Origin of the sequence: Clostridium sp. AF32-12BH, from assembly GCF_003477935.1 — a bacterium.
GTDB lineage: Bacteria > Bacillota > Clostridia > Lachnospirales > Lachnospiraceae > Brotaphodocola.
In genome coordinates, this window is sequence record NZ_QUEH01000007.1 from 64,209 (window position 1) to 82,301 (window position 18,093).

At 34.5% G+C, this 18,093-nt stretch carries 26 protein-coding genes; all 26 read right to left on the bottom strand.

What is annotated here, in order from left to right; genetic code table 11:
• Positions 1-261 precede the first annotated feature (261 nt).
• The 26 genes from DWZ40_RS08300 to DWZ40_RS08410 all read right to left on the bottom strand — a co-directional run bounded on the left by DWZ40_RS08300 (position 262) and on the right by DWZ40_RS08410 (position 18,093).
• Positions 262-504 carry a hypothetical protein gene (locus DWZ40_RS08300; RefSeq protein WP_118542557.1) on the bottom strand — a complete coding sequence of 81 codons (243 nt, stop codon included), beginning with the start codon at positions 502-504 and terminating at the stop codon, positions 262-264.
• An 18-nt stretch (positions 505-522) separates the two neighbouring features.
• Positions 523-834 (bottom strand): hypothetical protein, encoded by a 312-nt coding sequence (locus DWZ40_RS08305; RefSeq protein ID WP_118542559.1) that lies wholly within the window; start codon positions 832-834, stop codon positions 523-525.
• A gap of 13 nt (positions 835-847) precedes the next feature.
• On the bottom strand, positions 848-988 hold the full coding sequence (locus tag DWZ40_RS19440; protein ID WP_182431668.1) for a hypothetical protein: 141 nt from the start codon (positions 986-988) through the stop codon (positions 848-850).
• Positions 981-1,493 (bottom strand): HAD domain-containing protein, encoded by a 513-nt coding sequence (locus DWZ40_RS08310; protein ID WP_118542561.1) that lies wholly within the window; start codon positions 1,491-1,493, stop codon positions 981-983. Before DWZ40_RS08310 ends, DWZ40_RS19440 begins: the two co-directional genes overlap by 8 nt.
• A gap of 16 nt (positions 1,494-1,509) precedes the next feature.
• Positions 1,510-1,695, bottom strand: a complete 186-nt coding sequence (locus DWZ40_RS08315) for a hypothetical protein (protein WP_118542563.1) — start codon at positions 1,693-1,695, stop codon at positions 1,510-1,512.
• 38 nt (positions 1,696-1,733) lie between these two features.
• Positions 1,734-1,889, bottom strand: a complete 156-nt coding sequence (locus tag DWZ40_RS19445; protein ID WP_182431669.1) for a hypothetical protein — start codon at positions 1,887-1,889, stop codon at positions 1,734-1,736.
• Positions 1,890-1,935: 46 nt separating this feature from the next.
• Positions 1,936-2,379, bottom strand: coding sequence for a hypothetical protein (locus tag DWZ40_RS08320; protein WP_118542565.1), 444 nt, complete (start codon positions 2,377-2,379; stop codon positions 1,936-1,938).
• Entirely contained in the window at positions 2,376-3,500 is a 1,125-nt protein-coding gene (locus DWZ40_RS20025) for a PcfJ domain-containing protein (protein ID WP_243035280.1), read from the bottom strand. Before DWZ40_RS20025 ends, DWZ40_RS08320 begins: the two co-directional genes overlap by 4 nt.
• Positions 3,501-3,522: 22 nt before the next feature.
• Positions 3,523-3,726, bottom strand: a complete 204-nt coding sequence (locus DWZ40_RS19260; RefSeq protein WP_147354158.1) for a hypothetical protein — start codon at positions 3,724-3,726, stop codon at positions 3,523-3,525.
• A gap of 23 nt (positions 3,727-3,749) precedes the next feature.
• Positions 3,750-4,109 (bottom strand): hypothetical protein, encoded by a 360-nt coding sequence (locus tag DWZ40_RS08330; protein ID WP_118542567.1) that lies wholly within the window; start codon positions 4,107-4,109, stop codon positions 3,750-3,752.
• A gap of 2 nt (positions 4,110-4,111) precedes the next feature.
• On the bottom strand, positions 4,112-4,402 hold the full coding sequence (locus DWZ40_RS08335) for a hypothetical protein (protein ID WP_118542569.1): 291 nt from the start codon (positions 4,400-4,402) through the stop codon (positions 4,112-4,114).
• Positions 4,403-4,404: 2 nt separating this feature from the next.
• Complete coding sequence (locus tag DWZ40_RS08340; RefSeq protein WP_118542571.1) at positions 4,405-4,782, bottom strand: hypothetical protein; 378 nt, start codon at positions 4,780-4,782, stop codon at positions 4,405-4,407.
• Positions 4,783-4,803: 21 nt separating this feature from the next.
• Complete coding sequence (locus DWZ40_RS08345; protein WP_118542573.1) at positions 4,804-5,097, bottom strand: hypothetical protein; 294 nt, start codon at positions 5,095-5,097, stop codon at positions 4,804-4,806.
• Positions 5,098-5,110: 13 nt separating this feature from the next.
• The gene (locus DWZ40_RS08350) at positions 5,111-5,542 is read right to left on the bottom strand and encodes a hypothetical protein (protein ID WP_118542575.1); all 432 of its coding nucleotides are present in this window, start codon (positions 5,540-5,542) and stop codon (positions 5,111-5,113) included.
• Entirely contained in the window at positions 5,539-5,778 is a 240-nt protein-coding gene (locus DWZ40_RS08355) for a hypothetical protein (protein WP_147354159.1), read from the bottom strand. The genes DWZ40_RS08350 and DWZ40_RS08355 overlap by 4 nt, the downstream gene beginning before the upstream one ends.
• A gap of 23 nt (positions 5,779-5,801) precedes the next feature.
• Entirely contained in the window at positions 5,802-6,308 is a 507-nt protein-coding gene (locus DWZ40_RS08360) for a hypothetical protein (RefSeq protein WP_118542579.1), read from the bottom strand.
• A 35-nt stretch (positions 6,309-6,343) separates the two neighbouring features.
• On the bottom strand, positions 6,344-7,234 hold the full coding sequence (locus DWZ40_RS08365; protein WP_118542581.1) for a radical SAM protein: 891 nt from the start codon (positions 7,232-7,234) through the stop codon (positions 6,344-6,346).
• Between the two features lie 21 nt (positions 7,235-7,255).
• Entirely contained in the window at positions 7,256-7,657 is a 402-nt protein-coding gene (locus DWZ40_RS08370; RefSeq protein ID WP_118542583.1) for a hypothetical protein, read from the bottom strand.
• A gap of 27 nt (positions 7,658-7,684) precedes the next feature.
• Complete coding sequence (locus tag DWZ40_RS08375; RefSeq protein ID WP_118542585.1) at positions 7,685-8,008, bottom strand: hypothetical protein; 324 nt, start codon at positions 8,006-8,008, stop codon at positions 7,685-7,687.
• A gap of 3 nt (positions 8,009-8,011) precedes the next feature.
• On the bottom strand, positions 8,012-8,413 hold the full coding sequence (locus tag DWZ40_RS08380) for a hypothetical protein (protein WP_118542587.1): 402 nt from the start codon (positions 8,411-8,413) through the stop codon (positions 8,012-8,014).
• Positions 8,414-8,427: 14 nt separating this feature from the next.
• Positions 8,428-10,692, bottom strand: a complete 2,265-nt coding sequence (locus tag DWZ40_RS08385; RefSeq protein WP_118542589.1) for an AAA family ATPase — start codon at positions 10,690-10,692, stop codon at positions 8,428-8,430.
• Positions 10,689-11,864 (bottom strand): hypothetical protein, encoded by a 1,176-nt coding sequence (locus tag DWZ40_RS08390; protein WP_118542591.1) that lies wholly within the window; start codon positions 11,862-11,864, stop codon positions 10,689-10,691. The genes DWZ40_RS08385 and DWZ40_RS08390 overlap by 4 nt, the downstream gene beginning before the upstream one ends.
• Positions 11,865-12,053: 189 nt before the next feature.
• Positions 12,054-13,037, bottom strand: a complete 984-nt coding sequence (locus DWZ40_RS08395) for a helix-turn-helix domain-containing protein (RefSeq protein ID WP_118542593.1) — start codon at positions 13,035-13,037, stop codon at positions 12,054-12,056.
• 111 nt (positions 13,038-13,148) lie between these two features.
• Positions 13,149-15,278, bottom strand: coding sequence for a DNA polymerase III subunit alpha (gene dnaE, locus DWZ40_RS08400; RefSeq protein ID WP_118542595.1), 2,130 nt, complete (start codon positions 15,276-15,278; stop codon positions 13,149-13,151).
• A 12-nt stretch (positions 15,279-15,290) separates the two neighbouring features.
• Positions 15,291-17,057 (bottom strand): DHH family phosphoesterase, encoded by a 1,767-nt coding sequence (locus DWZ40_RS08405; RefSeq protein WP_118542597.1) that lies wholly within the window; start codon positions 17,055-17,057, stop codon positions 15,291-15,293.
• Positions 17,058-17,067: 10 nt separating this feature from the next.
• Positions 17,068-18,093: a DNA primase gene (locus DWZ40_RS08410; protein WP_118542599.1), complete on the bottom strand. Its 1,026-nt coding sequence runs from the start codon at positions 18,091-18,093 to the stop codon at positions 17,068-17,070.

The window sequence follows — 18,093 nt, forward strand, 5'->3', positions numbered from 1 at the left end:
ACCTGTGTATATATATCGGCTTTACCAATCCACGGTGAAATGATTACTTCATATTCTGATTTACACAAAAAGTAATATAATAATGTTTTTTCTAACCGAGAATCAAATCCGTTTCTTGATAATCCCAGTGACAAGATTTCCTCCACATCTTCTCGAAATTTACTGTGATCAAAAATGTTGTACATTCCTACCTGCTTGGATTGGGAATCGCACAGAAATACATTCCATGTTAGTTGCATTTTGTATCTCCAATCATACATATCATGTATTTTTATTATTTAATAACGCAGTTCCAGTTGCGTATGATTTATCGCATGTAATTTCATTAAGAGTTGTTTTTGGCATTGTCCATGTCAACGAAGAATCTTTCTTATTGGCCCCATCGACATATCCTGCATTGTAAATTTCATCAAAAATTTCCTGTAATCTTTTCTTATCGACAGTTACTTTGTTTTTATTTTCTTTGCATTCTTTGAATTCATCAAAATATACCAATGCTTTCATTTTTGTTCTCCTTCTTAGTTATCTAAATTCTTCATTAATCTGTTTCAACTCCTCTTCTGTAAATGGAGTAGTTGATTCCAGTTTTTCTAAGGCTCCATTCCTTACAATTGCTTTAAAGTGCTGCCACGTTCTACAATATGGACATTGATCAATCAATTTTGGACGCATAAAAGAACCATAATCATATTCTCCGTCTTTTGCCGGAATAGAATCGCCAACTTTGTAAAGTCTTAACATACAATCAGCCCATTTAATCTGCTCTTCTGCAACAAACTCTTTTCCACAATTTACACATTTAATTTCACCCTGAATTTCATTATACATTCCCATTCGTATCACCTCCTTAATTGAACGCCATTAGTCCACCAATTCCAAGACCAGAGATAAACCCAAATTGCCAAGCCATTTCTTGAAGAATGAAACGCATAACAATTCCCAAAATCAATACTAATGAAAAAATTATATTTCTAATCCATTTATTCATTTGTTTCTCCATTCAAAATCTTAATAGCTTTCTCAACATGCCATTCCTGTAATCCACCGGTTTCTTCTGTGTCTGACCAGAATTCTGTTTTAATCAAACATTCTCCGATTCCATATTGAACGTAGTCGTTCTTCGTAAAATCATCATCCAAACTAATAAAACGAATATCATTTTTATTTGGTCGTTCATTTAACCAGGTTTTAATCTCCAATGGTCTAATTAAGTGAATAATTGGCGTTTTATCAATAATGTCCATACCATACTTCGCAAGAGAATCAACAAGATACTGATACATCGACTTACAAGACGGGTTATCACAATCTAACTCTCGCCAAGTGGAAGAAAGGACAATTTTTGCATTGCAAGCATGATAAATCTTTGCAAGCATCTGTACATTATAATCATTAATTTCTGTATGTTTGGAACATTTTCTGGACTCAGGAAGATTTTCATAATACTGAAAGCAGTTGAGAACGCCATCGACATCTAAGAAAATTATGTTCATTATTTTCCTCGTTTCATCATAGATTTTCTAAGGCATCTCTGGTATTTATAGCATATCGAATTTGCTCTGCAAAATAATATGCGCAATCACTAGAAAATTTCTCTTGAACTTTTGCTATATCGTTAGTTTCAATCTCTGTATGAATGTTGGCATCTACAATATATTTGCCATTATCATTTCTAATCTTTACTTCATTATTCATTTCTACTACCTCATATGAAATGTACGTTTTAAGTCTTTTTATACTTTTTCCATTACATGCCAGGTTTTCCAATGAACTTCCTTTTCATCATCATCTACTACAATAAACCCTTGTTTTTCAAGGGCTTCTACAACCTTGATTGTATCGGAATTGGGATATCCGTTAATTATTGCAATTTTTCTTAATTTTTCCATTTTTACCTCCAAAATAGCAGCTTTGAAATCGAAGTTTTATCGTTTCTTAGAATCCTTTTGCATATTCCTTGACTTCATTATCAAGCAATTTGATTACGAGTCGTCTCTTTGCCAAATCGAAGCCTTTTGAGACATCAAACTTATCATCCTTATAGCATGATGCCTCTGCTCTCAAATGATCAAATCTGACCTGAACCTTCTTTCCGTTTTCACGCATCTGTACATCAATTGCGCAACTAATACCATTAAAAGGATTCAGGAAAGTTACGGTTTTGAGTTTCCACTTAGTCCATGTTCTTTTAGCAATGACTGGATTTTCAACTTTTTCAAAGTATTTTTTAAACTCATCATAAGTCATACACCCTGTTCCATAAGAACAATTGAATGAGATTACTCCACTGTCTACGCCGGTAACTGTAAATACATCTCCAACTTTATCAAAGTTGCCAAGTTTCTGAACAAGCTTAATTTTATCTCCTTTAATAATCATGCTATCTTCCTTTCTTTTTGAAATTTTTTATTGAATGCATCTATTGCAACTTGATCTTCCGGTGTAACCGGATCATTAAATCTTCTGCGCGCTTGTACAATATGGTTGTCTCGTACTTCAATCGTCACAAGACTGTCACTCGGTCTGTCCTTTTTTCGTAAGAATAAAATATGACATTCACCATTAATCACTCGATCGATATATGATGCAACACAATTATTTTGCATACACGCTTCTTGCTTTATATCTTGTGTGGATTTTGGATAAATAAATATATAATCACCAAATGTACATTCGTATTGTTTAGTAATTCTCTTTTTAAAAATTTCTTCTGAAAATTCTTTTTTCATTCTATTGTAATTTCTACAAGCAATTTTATGAGTAGTTAAGAAATGTCTTGGATATTTATCATATTTATCACTCAACTGGTGCATCATATTAGCGTAATCATATAACTCTTGAATAAGAAAGCTCATATCTTCTATGGCTTCGTAGGTTTTAATTCTATCAAGATACATCCATAAATCTTTTGCATTATATCCAAAATCATTAACAAGCATATTGAAATATGATTTATATAAATATTGCATAGTTTCTCGTATGTAGTGCTGATTATGCGCAAGCCAAATGGAAATAATATCTTGTTGCGATAGACTAACAAAATCAAGTTGAAATGGAATTAAATGAGCGTCTTGATTTTCTTTATAAAAAAGAACTAACTTATTTCTAAGAGGTATATCATATGTTCTACATAATTTGATTAACGATTTTGGAATCGTAGAAATCGAATACATAAAACTCGTACCTTCATAGTAATGTATGTTTAATCCAGCCGAAAAGATTTGTTCAAATCTCGAATATTTTGGCACTCTATTAAGCAGCGTTCCAACATTTGTAATGTAGTGTTCATGCCGATCAACGAATCTTAAAAAGCTGGCATAATTTTTATCTTCACAAGACTCGCACATTTTGCATATGGACACACCTCTTAATTGCCCTTGTAAATTTTTTACATAATTTCCTTTGATGCCAATAGCTAGTTGTGTTGCAAAATCATACTTGACATTGCGTCCATCCTCGAAATCAAAAATAAGATACTGTTTCTCTTTATATACTTTCATAATTTCCTCGTAAAACGCATTTTTATACCTGTTGTTCTTGATAATCTCTACAATAATTCTTGATATTCGCTACACACGAATCACAAATTTTTGCAGTATAATTTCTTTTATATTTATATTTTTTACTGCCTGGAATAAATTTCTTCCAATCAGAACATGTGACTTCTATTCCTTCATTATTTTTCACTTCACGTCTGCAAATATCACAAACTGTTACTACTGCCATATGCGTCACTCACTTCCTATGTATTAGTTCCAATAAATCACCCAACGGTGTCTATTCTTTTCGTATGTGTCTACCTCTAAAAGTTTATATCCAAGACTCATAAGCAATTTCTTATTATTGTCACTAATATCATTCTCCCAGAGAATTGCAAATTTCTGATTAATGCTTGCTTTCTCAATGCTGAGTCTAATTGCAAGAATCTCACCTTCGACATTGGAACTTTCTTCTGTAAAAATACAATCCATAGCTTTCTGTTTAGATTCTTTAGCACTTGGAAAACGATTCACAGTCATCCTTGTATTTGGAAACGAACAAATCAGTTCGTCGTTTTTATAAACTGAAATGCCGCCCTTATTAAAAGAAATCCCATCCTTAACAAACATAATTATTCTCTCACCCTCTCAAACTCGAAAATACTATTCCTAGTTTCCACTCTTACAATATTCTCGAAAGTACAAACGGAAACAACATAACTTGTCCTAAGAGCTTTGCCGATCATATCTGACCCGTCAGTATTCTTGATATACTTTACAAATAATGGAAGTCCCGGCTTGATAAAATCCATTTCCAAGTCAACAGTTCTCCCGATTTTCTGTAGGTATACATCTTCTGTTCTATCTATACCGCGATCACCGTAAGTACCTGAATGTGCAATTCTATTAATTCTGTATTCCATAATCATTCCTCATTCCATTCATCATAGGCTTCCCAATCAATCAAAACGTACTGTTTATACGCTGGAATGTACACTTTTTCGCCAAAAACACGCGCAGAACCGTCAAAATCGAGGTCAAAATCAGCATTTTTTACGGATGAAATGCTCGTTTCCTGAGTTGCCCATAATTGCGTAGGTAATTCATCAAAATCATCAGAGTTTTCAGAATAATCCTCCCAAAAATCTTCCTCATTGAAGTACATTGAGTCGTTTTCCCGGCAGTAAAGCATGGTATGAACATCAGATTCGTCGACCTGCTCGGCTTTCTGTAAAGTTTCCTGCCAAATTCTCTCCTCTTCCTGGAACATTTCCTGTAATTTCTTCTCATCAAATGCTGACATAGTGTACACTCTCCTTTTCTTTTAAAATTCTGTTGTTATCGTTGTTACATGCACAAGGACTTTTGACATGAATATGACAAAATCCATGCTGTGATTCAAATCAATTTTTGAAACATCTGGTACAATAATCCATTCTCCATTTTGTCTCTTAATTTCAAAATCACACTCTTCTTTATTTTCTCCATTTACAGTATGAAAAATATGAATTCGATCAAGTATAATTGGTTCTGATTTTGGAATCCGATAATAACCTGTGAATTTCGCACTGTATATAAAAGTTGCTGGATCACCGTATTTTGTTGTTTTAATTGGCATTTATATATTCTCCTTACTTGAATGGATTTTTCATAATTTGATGCAACAACATATCTTTAAAACCAAGAGGCGAATCAATCACTTTGTTTGAACATTGGAAGCGTCTTAGAAAATGCAATAATTCCTGTACATTCTGATGTTGAAGTGGAATGAACTTTACATATTCCGGCTTACCTTTGATGCACACAACCGCCCATGAATGTTCCTCTGAAAGATAGCCAACATCCATGCCTACATCCAACATTGATTCTAAGAAATTGCGGAATTGGTTCATTAAATGACTCGAATCTTCATATTTGTTTTTCGCAACTATTAATGCATTATTACTTCGTTCATATCGCGCTATTGCACTATTAATACCGTCTTTAATATATTCAATATCTTTTATTTCCTCTTGGAATAACCATTTTCTTAATTTAATTCTCCATTTGTCTATTAGACTCATTCATTCTCCTCAACTCTATCTTCCACCGGAACAATCATGTTGATATTGGATAAAATCTGCAACAGGTTCCATGGTCGTCCGTTGTATTCCTGATCAATAGTGATAAATCTTTCTACTAATTCGCTGATTGGAACCGTTTTATCAGAGTCAATCATCATTTCTTCGTAAAATAATCCGGAGTAAGGATGCTGCTTAGTTCCTCTACCAAATAAACCAGTTAATAATAAGTAATCCAACATCTCTTGCTTTGTCGTTAGAATCACTCCTTCTCAATGCCGAATTTATCTTTGATTGCTTCTAAGATGTTATTCTCCGCTTCTTTTCTCTTTTCATATGTGCTTGTATCCTGCTGTGATAACATATATTTGATTTCAGCTTTCAAGTCATACAACGCCTTTGTATATTTGCGGCGAATCTCTTTTTCGTCGTATATATCTGGAAGTCTTCTCTGTAAAATGATTCTATCGTCGCCACCAGTCAGTTGAACTTCGTCAGAATTCTTGTCACAATTTCCATATTCTTCAAGATTTAATTTCTCAAACTCAAATTTTGGTTCTAAATCTGCAACATAAATAGGATTCAAATGGTAAGTAATTTCAACAATATTAAACGGAGTATAGATATCATTATCACTAAGTCCATACTCCTCAATCCGACGATCGGTATGGCATTCGCAATACGCTTTTGCTTTTTCTTCATTAATAAAAACAGCATCAATATGGTAATCTGAATATGCTCCTGATGTTACGATATAAACCTTGTCCATATATTCTCCTTTTCTAACCCGATGAAAAAATTCTTTTATCTTTTTCTAATTCTCTCAAACATATCATCAACCGAATCAAATAAATCATATCGTTTGTCAATTGGGGCGGTTGAACTCTTAGCAAATTTGCGTTCCACCATATCAATGTAATATGTAAATTCTGAATCATCGCCCATATAGAACTCGTCCCACTCTTTCTGGCTCATAAGCCGTTTGCAATCAAGTTGCTCAATGGCAAGATTATCGAAGCTGACTACTTTGAACTTTGGGATAAGTTCCGGCAGATAATCGTATAAGAATCTCTGATTTGCGGTAATTTTCTCCTCTTCCTGTACAAAATAATCATTACCTCTACGCAGATGTTTGTATCCAAGAATCAGCATTTTCAGATTATTATTCTCTAACGCATGAAGTTGATCATCCGTCACAACGCCGTTAATTACATGAATCACCGCGTTTGGATGCTGCTTAACCAGTTCAATAAATTCATCTGTTGGATTTACAAGAGAAACACCAAGACCGTAAATTAGTTTATCATCAGCCATTCTTCTGATAAGTTCCTGCCTCTGCTCAAAATGAATCTGATTAACAGTGATATTGGCAATCACTTTACGCTCTTTGAGCTTTTCTAAGAATGGAATTAAGTCAGGATGCTCTAAGACGTTACCGCCGCCGATTGCGACTTCCTGATACGGATGAAGAGTATCCATGAATTTTTCATTCAGAATGTCTCCGAGCTTTCCGTCTGGCGTACTTCCTTCATGGCAGAATTTGCAGCCAGCAGAACAACGATTACAAATCTTGATATCCATATTTTCTGAAAACGCCGGAATAAATTCATCATCATTTGTTTCTCTGATTTTGGTTCCATCCGACAGTAAAACAACCGAGTAGTTTCCATTCTTATATCTTCCTAATAATTCCATTCTTATATTTCTCCTTTTTAGTTAGTTGCAACCGTAATAACCGAAGGCAACTACTTCATCTCCGTTTGGTGTAACGGTTCTTGCCTCAAATGTTTCATAGTCATCGCAATACTCATCCCAATAATAACGATAGTCATACCATCTCCAATCATGTAAAATATCTTCGATCTCTTCTAACTTCATTGTCCAATCGATTTGTTTATTAAACCAAGTATTAACATTCATGAAATCAATAGCTTCTTTTCTTGTATAAAAATGACCAGTAATTGGTTTATTACCTTTTGGATATCTATAATCAGACCCATCAAATAGATATAAATGATCTTTTTCCCATCTATCATAATCTGATGCCATACACATTGTCAGCGAATGACAACTAGATGAATTAGTCTCGAAAACGCCACGTCTAATCTGTCTCTTCATAAATATAAATTCTCCTCTCTACGCAAACTATAGAATTAAGTTCGTTACCTTATACTTATTCTCTTGATAATTCTTTTCTCCCATTTCCTTTGTCCAGTACACATCGTATGTTTTGTATTTAACTGTGCAATTTTTTGAAAAGATTCCTAGACCGATCCAGGTTTCTTTAATTCTACAAGCTAAATCCTGTGCACATTTAACTGTTTGAGAATCATCATAATCATAAGATTTCTCTGGAATTTTAAGATACAAAATCTCACTATCTAAATCTAATTTTTCTACTGATACTCCCATACGCAGAAATCCACCAATAATTCCTTGTACCATTAACTTAGATGTTCCAAAACTCATAGACTATTTCTCCATTTCTCGCTCGGTAAATTCAATTTTTCCAAATTGTCCATAAGAAAAATCTTCATAATACTTGGAATACCCAACTACTGCGCCAACTTTGTCAACAATACGATGTTTCCAAATGCCTTCTGGTTCGTCTTTTAAGTGAAAATAAAATGCAGCTCCTCCAAACCAATTGCCCAAACATAAATATTTACCCTTAGCTTCTTCAAACGTTTTTAGACGGCAACCGTCAATGGATGTATGCTCAGTGTAATATTTAACATAGTTATACTGTTCTCTAGTCATAATCTTTCCTGTTGGTCTACATTCAAGAAATGCCCATGTTCCAATCTGTTTTTGAACTTCAGAAAATAACATCGCAATCACCTTCTTTTCGATTTTTTGAAATTCATGTTTCAAGTGTTTTTAAACACTTATACATTCTCCACAACCGACATCCATGTATTGCGTTTATTGTGGCTTGTTCTGATACACTGTAAAAATGCACTAGGCTCTGCCAACAATAAGCATCTCTTCTTGGCTCGTGTCAGCAACGTATATAGCATACAGTTATCAAGCAACTGATAGTGTGTATTATCAATAATTCCAATAACTGTTCTACGACCAGCACCCTGTAATTTATGAACTGTCATTGCGTATGCCAAGTCAAGGTTCTTTAACTCCTTAGCCGTATAATCTACAATCTTGTTTTTACCAAGAGTATCTTTGTAAGTGACGGTGCAATATTCTACTTTTTTCCTATCTTCGTATCGCTCTCCAATATCACTTATATATCCTATTTCTCCATTAAAAACATTCTTGTCATAATCATTCACAGTTTGCATCACCTTTGCACCAAGTTTATATTCTGTGTCGTAGCCCTTAATGCTTCTCAACTCGTCACCAAGAATCCGTTCCTGAATTGCAATATTCAGATCATGTGTACTATTAATACAGCCCTTTCTTCTAGGAACTGCGATAACAACATTATCAACACCATCTGTCTTAATGGATTTCATAAATGTTTTTATAGCAATATCAAATAATGACTGCCTGTTTGTTCTAAACATATAGAACATATCCTGTAATTCTCCGTGGATTAAACGTGGCTGCAATTTTTCATTAATTGGATTGATATTATCTCTTATTAAGTTTGCGTCTACAAGAATTCCGGATTTTTCAGCCTGTCGCATTGGTTTTGATAATTTACTAACCACTCCACTATCAAACATTTCAATAAGATCAGAAAAAACATTTCCAAATCCAATAGGCGGTAACTGTTTATGGTCGCCAGAGATAATGATTCGTGTATTAGACGCAATAGCTTCTAACCAATGCAAGAACAAACTTGCGTTTACCATACTACCCTCATCAAGAAATGCTACGTCAGTAATAAGAGTATTATCCTTATTAAATGTAAAATCGTTTAAACCAACACAGCCAAGAGTTCTATGTATTGTCATTGCCGGAAAATCCGTAGCTTCTGTAATCCTCTGTGCTGCCATCGCAGACAATGCAGATGATGTAATAGTATAGTGATTTTCATAGTAAGCCTTTAAAATAGCCCTCATAATCGAGGTCTTTCCAGTTCCTGCCTTTCCGGTAATCAGGCTGACAGTTCTTTTTAAACACTTTTTGATGACATCTATCTGCTCCGGTACATAACTGAATCCTTGCTCTTTTTCGGCGTGTTTAATTGCCAGGTCTACTACGTCATCTGAAAATCGAAGCGGAGTAATAAAGGCTGCTTTCTGTTTTATTAACTCATAGATTTTCATCTCAATCTTGTAGTAAGCTTGTAACCCAATTCTTCCATTTTCAATATGTAAAAAGTCATTGTTGTTAATCAACCAGTCTACCTTGTCGTTACATTCTGGAACCGTGTTACTGATAGCGTCTCGAAGAATCTGCTCAGAACACCATGTGTGACCGTCCTGCTCTCCTATTTCTCTAAAATAATACTGAACAAACGAAATTAATCGCTGTGCAGAATTAATTAGCTCAGGTTTCATTTTTAAAGCAAGGTCATCGACACGTTTAAATCCAAGACCATCGATGCGGGTCAAGAGATAAGGATTCTTCTCCAATTCCTGTTTTAGCAATGCTGGATTTGGTTCATTGGATAATAGTTTTTTTATCATTGCATACGTTACGCCAATAGGTTGAAGCATGGTGATGATATCAGAAATCAGATAATTATTAATGATTTTATCCTTGATTCTTGACCATGTAATCGCCGCAATACCTTTTGTTTTTGAATAATCAATCTCTTTCAGTGTCCCATTGGCTACATCATTGACAACATTTGGATATGCTTCAATTAATGTCTCCGCTTGTTTCTCAGAGATGAGTGATTTCAGAAAAATAATTTGCGCTTCTTTTGTTTGTGGAATCAATGCGTACACAGCAATCGGAACATACTGATCACCATATCTGGAATCTTTTTTATAATGTGCCTTAACAAGATATTCTCCGCCGACTGATAAATGTTGCATTTTTCCAGCGAGCTGACTAAATTTTAATTTTGAATCCGCCTGTGTATTGTTCCCAAACGGATCATAAGTATTAGTTTGCTGTGTGTATTTGGGGATATCGTCTGTGGTTGAGAAACCAAAAACTCCCCACGTAGAATCTTCGGAGTACCATTTTTCATATGTTATCACTGCCGAAAATTCATAAATCTCATCTTCATCGATCATACTGCTACTCCTTTCTTTCTAACATAGGAAAGCCATTTGTCATACGGTTTTAATTTCTCCACAATAACTTTTTCCTCACTATCTTTTTTGCAAAGGATTGCTACCTGCTGCCCTTTTTTCACAATGTCCTCATATTCCTTTAATTGCGAATGCCATACAATGCCCTCTACAAGACCAAAGCTTGAATAGATATTAATGTAAGCAAACTGCTTTCCATTTTTATCTTTCTTTTTCTGCACTTTTGCGATAATGCCAACAAGAGTACACTTTTCTCCGTCTGGTACATCATCAAATGGAGTTAAGAATGTGTACGCTGCATCAAATGGATTGTTTTTAATAAAAATCTGCAATGTCTGGAACTCCCAGAAATCTTCATCTTCTAAGTATTTTTTATTTTCTTCGATATACTTCTGGAATCTCATTTTCTGATCTTCATTAAACTTTTCTCTTTTGACCTGATTGTATTTTTTCAAAAGTGCTTCCTTATCATATGCAGGTCTCTTTCTAGTTGATGGAATGCGATATTTTTCAATATCTATATGCCATTGTTCTCCAAGTGTCTTATATGATGGTAAAGAAATCACTTCCTGGAATGTTGTCGGAACATACTGCGACTTCAGATACGCAATAAGTTTTTCTCTCTTGCTTTTACATGGAATCGCACCAGACTTAATAAGAGCAATCACGGATGCCTTATTTAACGGAATTCTGGCAACTAAATCGTCAAACGATTTGTACAATCCATTCTTTTCTCTATCATTGATAATTTGCGTGGAAAGAGATTCACCAATTCCATTGATAGCAGAAAGTCCAAATAACACCTTCCCATCATCTACAGTAAAATTCATTCCAGAATGATTGATGTTCGGAGGGTTAACAGAAACATGAAAATAAGAAGCATCAAGAATGTACTTATTAATTGCACCGGCTTTGTCCTTATTCTGATTGAATAATGCCTTAAAGAAATATGTTGGATAATGCGCCTTGAACCAGGCTGTCTCAAAACATAATACAGCATATGAAAAACTATGCGATTTGTTAAAAAGGTACCCACCCTTCTGAGACAACTCATTTGCAATTTTATCTGCGATTTCTTTTGGATAACCATTTGCTATAATCTCATTTCTAAGAATTTCTGATTCTTTCTGCACCAATTCTTTAATCTTTTTCACTTATGTTATCCCACAGGCTTTTTATCCTATGGTTCTTATACTTGATTTCGTATAAGGTCGGCGTACATATTCTTCCTTAAAAAACAAGGAAGTCGGACACTCTTGGGTGGATTATATTTATTCACCACCTACGCTCTACGATACCCTGTAGCCTTACGCAATCTACAGGGTTATCTCGGTATTAGCGCATTAGATATTGATATTTTTATTTTGGAAATGTTTCTCAAAGACTTGCTTCTTTCTTTCTAAATAAATTGAAGCATCTGAGTAGATGAATTTATAGAAATTTATTATATCTTGCTTCTTGGAATTTATTATAAAACTTACTGTAGATTTATCATAAATTGAATTTTTCGTGATATTTGCTTCTGCAAATAAATATTCTTGAATTTGTTCTAATAACTTATGTGTTCCATAAAATCCAAAGGCTAACGATTGTGTTCTCTTCCTAATAAAAACTGTCCCATCACCATCAAAAATTCCTCTAATGTAATGTTTAAACAATTTATCTGGAATTTTATAACATAATTCTGTTTCAAATGTTTTGTTTTCATACACTCCATATTTTTGTAAATCAGTAGCCATTTTTACAGATTGAACTCCGAATATTGCTTCATTTCTACCATTCCTTTCATAATGACTAATTTGATTTTCTGATCCAATTTCTTGTTTAAATTTTTCAATTATATACGCGTCTTGATATTTTAAACCTATTTGAATTCGATACTGTGGAGTATTTCGTTTTACCTTATGGACATTACCATCTGTTAAAAACAGTCCAAGAAAATATGCTTTTTCTTCTGTATCAATATTTTCAAAATAATCTACATTAAATTCTACGTGCGTTCCCCTTGGTCTTGCACTAATCCCATTTCTTTCAACGATATTTATAATTGTATTTTCACATTTAATCTTGTCGGAATATTTTTCTAATATCTCTTTAGCAGATTTACCAGATTTATACAATTCACAAATATCTTTAATATCTGATTTAAGAATACCATTTTTTCTATAGTCAGCTTGTAACCCATTCTTTTTTAGGAACCTTCCTATCGTACAATCGTTTCTACCAAGCTCTTTCGCTATGTCAACTGTATTGTATCCTTCATCAAACATTTTTAAAATTTTTTCTTTTTCATCATCTTTTAAGTAATTGTTATATTTACTTGTCATGTGCTATTCACCTCCACTATTATGATACCATAGTTTACAGTAAATTGCAACGCTTTCCTAAAAATATCTTCACTAATTTCTCAGCTTTCACCGATATTGCCCGATCATAATTTAAGACATTACTGCCTTAAACGGCAAAAATTTACCAATTGCTTTACGGAATAAGTCCGCCCCACCATACGTTCTGCCACCAAATTTCTTCACAATATCAAGAAGCTGTTCCTGGTAAATCATGCAGTAATTTGTATCCTTTAAAATTGCATCCATATCTGGGTGAATAGACGGTGGACGACCGCCGCCGGTAGCCATTTCAACATACTCATCAAGAGCACCCATACTATCTGGCCTGTAAAGCGCAAGGATAACTGAAATAACCTCAAAATCGAGCTGTAATAACTTTGGTTTTAAGCGAATCAATAAATCTTTCATTCCGGCAGACTCAACCTGAAATACCCCATTGGTTTTCCCGCTTGCTAAAAGCTCATATGTTGGTCTATCGTTCTCAAACTCCGGATTATTAATGTCATAATCCCATGGGTCGAGATGTAAATCGTTTTTGATTTCCTTAACAAGATTTAGTGTAGCAACACCAAGAAGATCGAATTTTACAATTCCAATATCCTCAATATAGTGTTTGTCCACCTGAATGACATGTTCTCCGTTTGTTCCAATTTTCATCGGCATATAATCGTTGATTGTTGTGTCTACAATTCCTATACCGCCAGCATGAATTGAAACTGTTTTTACTCGTCCACTTAAATGCTTTGCAATATCAAATAACTCCGCATACTGTGGATTATCCGCAAATAGATTAGGATTAGCCTTAACACAATCGTCCCATTTGTCAAAAGTGAATTTCTGGGACAGCTTCTTCATCTCGTTGTAATTAAACCCTAGAATCTTACCAACATCGGTAATTGCAACCGTAGGTGTGATATACGAATAGTTGATAACCTGACATACTCTATCTTCTCCGTATTTTTTAACCAGATAATCAATAATTGCATCTCTGTCACCTACGTCTGTATCAATATCTGGTAATCCTACTCGCTCTGGGTTTAGGAAACGCTCAAAAATCAGACCATACTTAATAGGATCGATATCCGTAATATGGCAGCAATAGCATACAAGTGAACCTGCTGCACTACCCCTTCCCTTACCAACCTCAATGTCAAGCTGCTCTGCCGCCTTGATGAAATCCCATACATATAGGAAGTAACCATCAAACCCCATTGAATGAATAACACTCATTTCGTAATCAATACGTTCCTTATATACTTTGTGTTGATCCTCTGGTAGTTTATCGAAGTGTCGATCTTTCCAGCCTTTTTTAATCAAGTGCCATAAAAATTCATTGTTGCTTTCAAATCCATCTGGTAGCGGAAATGTTGGTAATGTTGGTTTCTGGAACGGCATATTAACCACTTCAATTAAATCAGCAACCTTATTCGTATTCTCTAAGCCAATACATACATTTTCATAACCAATCTGGGAATCCATACATTCATGAATTTCTTGCTCAGATTGCATATAACAACCTTCGTACACCTCACTGTTTTCAATAGCATTCTTATCATTGTTGGTACTTTTTCTACCAATTTGAACAAGCTTGTCCTGATAAAACAAATCCTCTTTTGTTGCAGCGTGGCTATCGGTTGTAATAATAAATGGGGTATTGGTTCTTTTAGAAAGTTCTAAGATTTTCTGATTATATAATTCCTGTGCCTGATGTGAGTGAGACTGCATCTCTAAGAAAAAGTATGGAAAGATCTTTTTATATTCATGTACGTAATCCACACATTTTTCAAAATCTTCTTCTCTGGCAAGTTTACTCGCAAGACACGCAGATGATACTACAAAATTTTCTGCGTAAGGAGCTAAATCCTGAATGGTACAACGTGGCTTAAAGTAAAATCCTTCAAAGTTACTTTTGGTGATAGCCTTGTTTAAGTCCTTGCGTCCCTGTTCATTTCTAATTAAGCAGATAAGATGAAAATACTTGCTTTCTTTATTTTTCACAGTAATATCATCACATTCATATAATTCACATCCGTAAATTATTTTGATGTCAGGATATTCTTTTTTAATGAGGTCATAATAGATATGTGCATAGGCATTTCCGTGGTTTGTTGTCGCATAAGCTTTTAAACCTAATTCCTTTGCCCTATCTAGCATTTCTCGCGGGCTTCCATATCCATCAAGAAGTGAGTAAAAATCGTGGTTATGTAATGAACTATACATTCTTCCTCCTAGTTACCAATCCTCTTCATTATTTGAACCGCTTGTCTCGATAACGGTAACATCCTCGATAATAATCTGTGGAGTTCTAATACCGTTATACTCATTAATAGATGGTGTTCCAACAATATTAAAAGTAACTTTATCATCGTCATTCCAAGCATCTTGTAGAAAATCATACAGTTTATTTCCAGCCTTACATTTGAACTGTACATACTTAATACCATCTATTGAGAAGCTGATTGTATCTTCGTTTTTACCAAAGATTTCAAAACTATCTCTAGTTAATGAAATATTCTCTATTGCAAGCATTGGATCTTCAATTCCCTGGCATCTAATATCCTCAAACTGAGAAAGCTCAACAATCAATGGAATATTTACATTATTAATGTCTAAAATGAAATCAACTCTGTATGTAGCATCGTACACAACATCTCTTAATTCTTCATTTAGCTTTTCTATTGCCTCGTCCAACTGATCGATTGGTAAATCAACAATACCAAATGCATTCGCGTGTCCCTGGCCGTTAATAATTCCCGTGTCGTTAACAATTTCCTTTAAGTTTTCAATAGGACTATAGTTAAGGTTTCTTGCACTTCCACCATAAACCACTTTACCTGTTTGGAAATCCATATGTCGTTTGAGCAAAATACATGGTTTGTTATACTGCTCTGCAATCTTAATTGCTACAACGCCAGTCAGTCCACCATCAAGCAACTCTGTAACATCTGCTACCACAATTTTATTATCATCTAATTGCTGATCAACAACTTCGCAGATTGCCTGCACACCCTTTTCCCGCATCTTGTCCTGGCGAGACTTTGCATTTTTACATAATCTTGCAGCACGATCATAGATACTTTCCTGAATTACTTCTGCCGGTTTATCCTTAGTCGCTCTCTTTTTATATTCAAAAAATTCATCTTGCTCAATAAAGGCTCTGAACAGTAAATCTTTCTCTGCATTTGAGCCAACGCGTACCATTCCATTAATAACAGGGGTAATACTCCACTGAACATTGTGAATATTGATTTTACCATTCATACTGTAATCCTGCGCTTTAATTAATGCAGTAAATGCTTTGTTTTTAATATTTAATAACCCGATGTTTGCAAGGTATCTTGTTTCATAAGAACGCATATCCATAACATCGCTAATATTTGCAAGCGCACACAAGTCTAAATAATCATCTGCAAATTCATTCCAATTTTCTTCATCAAGTGCCTGTAGGAATTTATATACAACACCAGCTCCGCAAAAATCCTTATTTGGATAGTTGCAGCTAGTTTGATTATTTACGATTATTGCATACGGATTTTCTTTTTCAGCTTCATGGTGATCCAGGATTAGAACATCAATACCTTTTTCTCTTAGTTCCGCACACTGGTCAATATCATTTGTGCCTGCATCTGGAATAATTAATAATTTTGTATCTTTGCAGATTTCAATATCGTCGCTTAAACCATGCGCTTTTGCTCTGCCGTGAAGTATGTATGAAACTGGATAATCTTTGTTCATTCTTTTAATATACAAATACATCATTGCAGCTGAACAAAATCCATCAACATCCTCATCCACAATAATAGAAATTTTATTTTCACGATTAAAATGCCTCATGAAAACATCTACTGCCTTATCAATATTATTCAGTTTCGTATATGGAATAATTACATCTGCACTTAAATTTAAATAATGCTCTGGGTTTCCAACACCACGATTTTTCAGAACTGTTTCCACTACATTATCTAAATTTGAATCATTACTATATAATCTATATTGCACCTATACACTCCTATCTTAGTTTGTATATGTTGTTTTTCTTCATCTGTTTCCACTTCACAGGATCATCGGTAGGTGATTGTTTTTCATCAAGAATATTGTCTTCATCAAACATGTAGTACAGTGGTACTCCATCTGGAAATTTATTTGCCAGAGCTTCAATTTCTTCTTTAGTAACATCTTTGTCAAAACAAAATATAATCATCACCCCAAGACGTACAAGCAAATCAATTTGGTACTGTGATAGCTCCTTACCGCCTGTACCTCCGGCATTCTGATCACCATACGACCACGCCTGTTCGACAAATTTCTCTGACTCACCTACATAAATGACACCAGTTCTTCTTATATAAGGAAGAGTTTTATACAGGCCATATATAATTTTTGACTTTGCACAAGGTTCCAAATATAAATACTTACTGATTCCGTCTGGAACATGCCGATCAAAATATCTGGCCTTTACACCAACTAAATCTCCCAGTTCAGACCGAATTGGAATTGTATATCTATTTGTTTCCTCATCGAATCCTATTTCAAATTCTCTCTGCGTTGAATATGAAATATGATCTTCTAAAAACAAATCATTTACATACGGTTTGTAGTATTGCAAAATTTCTTCCGATATTGGTTTTAGTGGTGCTTCCTTCTCCTCAATAACATTTGAATCCATTTCTTCCAATAGTTTCAAAATCTTAAAGCTATCCGGTACATCTTCGTCAAAGTCATAATAATATGACAATCCGACTTCCGAACAAAGATATTTCAATCCCTCTGGAAAACTAACTTGTTTTACAAAGCACACGAGGTCAATTAAATCCGTTGTTCGTGACCCATTAATCATCTGGCGTGTTTTGTTAAGGCAAATTAGGGCTTCACTATTATATAAAATAATAGCACCCCTATTGTCTCCATCTGGATTACCTGCCGTCCAATAGGCTCCTACCGCATGATATTTAATATGGTGGCAACCAATGGACTCCAATATTTGCTCCGAATAATTATTCTCAAATATGTAATTTTTTAATTCTCGTACATCCAC

Bases quoted from the DNA above. Each gene is read 5' to 3' on its own strand.
- DWZ40_RS08315 (WP_118542563.1), bottom strand. From the start codon at position 1,695: ATGAATAATGAAGTAAAGATTAGAAATGATAATGGCAAATATATTGTA.
- DWZ40_RS08360 (WP_118542579.1), bottom strand. From the start codon at position 6,308: ATGGACAAGGTTTATATCGTAACATCAGGAGCATATTCAGATTACCAT.
- DWZ40_RS08300 (WP_118542557.1), bottom strand. From the start codon at position 504: ATGAAAGCATTGGTATATTTTGATGAATTCAAAGAATGCAAAGAAAAT.
- DWZ40_RS08395 (WP_118542593.1), bottom strand. From the start codon at position 13,037: ATGACAAGTAAATATAACAATTACTTAAAAGATGATGAAAAAGAAAAA.
- dnaE (WP_118542595.1), bottom strand. From the start codon at position 15,278: ATGTATAGTTCATTACATAACCACGATTTTTACTCACTTCTTGATGGA.
- DWZ40_RS08335 (WP_118542569.1), bottom strand. From the start codon at position 4,402: ATGGAATACAGAATTAATAGAATTGCACATTCAGGTACTTACGGTGAT.
- DWZ40_RS19445 (WP_182431669.1), bottom strand. From the start codon at position 1,889: ATGGAAAAATTAAGAAAAATTGCAATAATTAACGGATATCCCAATTCC.
- DWZ40_RS19260 (WP_147354158.1), bottom strand. From the start codon at position 3,726: ATGGCAGTAGTAACAGTTTGTGATATTTGCAGACGTGAAGTGAAAAAT.
- DWZ40_RS19440 (WP_182431668.1), bottom strand. From the start codon at position 988: ATGAATAAATGGATTAGAAATATAATTTTTTCATTAGTATTGATTTTG.
- DWZ40_RS08365 (WP_118542581.1), bottom strand. From the start codon at position 7,234: ATGGAATTATTAGGAAGATATAAGAATGGAAACTACTCGGTTGTTTTA.
- DWZ40_RS08350 (WP_118542575.1), bottom strand. From the start codon at position 5,542: ATGAGTCTAATAGACAAATGGAGAATTAAATTAAGAAAATGGTTATTC.
- DWZ40_RS08310 (WP_118542561.1), bottom strand. From the start codon at position 1,493: ATGAACATAATTTTCTTAGATGTCGATGGCGTTCTCAACTGCTTTCAG.
- DWZ40_RS08340 (WP_118542571.1), bottom strand. From the start codon at position 4,782: ATGTCAGCATTTGATGAGAAGAAATTACAGGAAATGTTCCAGGAAGAG.
- DWZ40_RS08320 (WP_118542565.1), bottom strand. From the start codon at position 2,379: ATGATTATTAAAGGAGATAAAATTAAGCTTGTTCAGAAACTTGGCAAC.
- DWZ40_RS08330 (WP_118542567.1), bottom strand. From the start codon at position 4,109: ATGTTTGTTAAGGATGGGATTTCTTTTAATAAGGGCGGCATTTCAGTT.
- DWZ40_RS08370 (WP_118542583.1), bottom strand. From the start codon at position 7,657: ATGAAGAGACAGATTAGACGTGGCGTTTTCGAGACTAATTCATCTAGT.
- DWZ40_RS08375 (WP_118542585.1), bottom strand. From the start codon at position 8,008: ATGAGTTTTGGAACATCTAAGTTAATGGTACAAGGAATTATTGGTGGA.
- DWZ40_RS08305 (WP_118542559.1), bottom strand. From the start codon at position 834: ATGGGAATGTATAATGAAATTCAGGGTGAAATTAAATGTGTAAATTGT.
- DWZ40_RS20025 (WP_243035280.1), bottom strand. From the start codon at position 3,500: ATGAAAGTATATAAAGAGAAACAGTATCTTATTTTTGATTTCGAGGAT.
- DWZ40_RS08345 (WP_118542573.1), bottom strand. From the start codon at position 5,097: ATGCCAATTAAAACAACAAAATACGGTGATCCAGCAACTTTTATATAC.
- DWZ40_RS08385 (WP_118542589.1), bottom strand. From the start codon at position 10,692: ATGATCGATGAAGATGAGATTTATGAATTTTCGGCAGTGATAACATAT.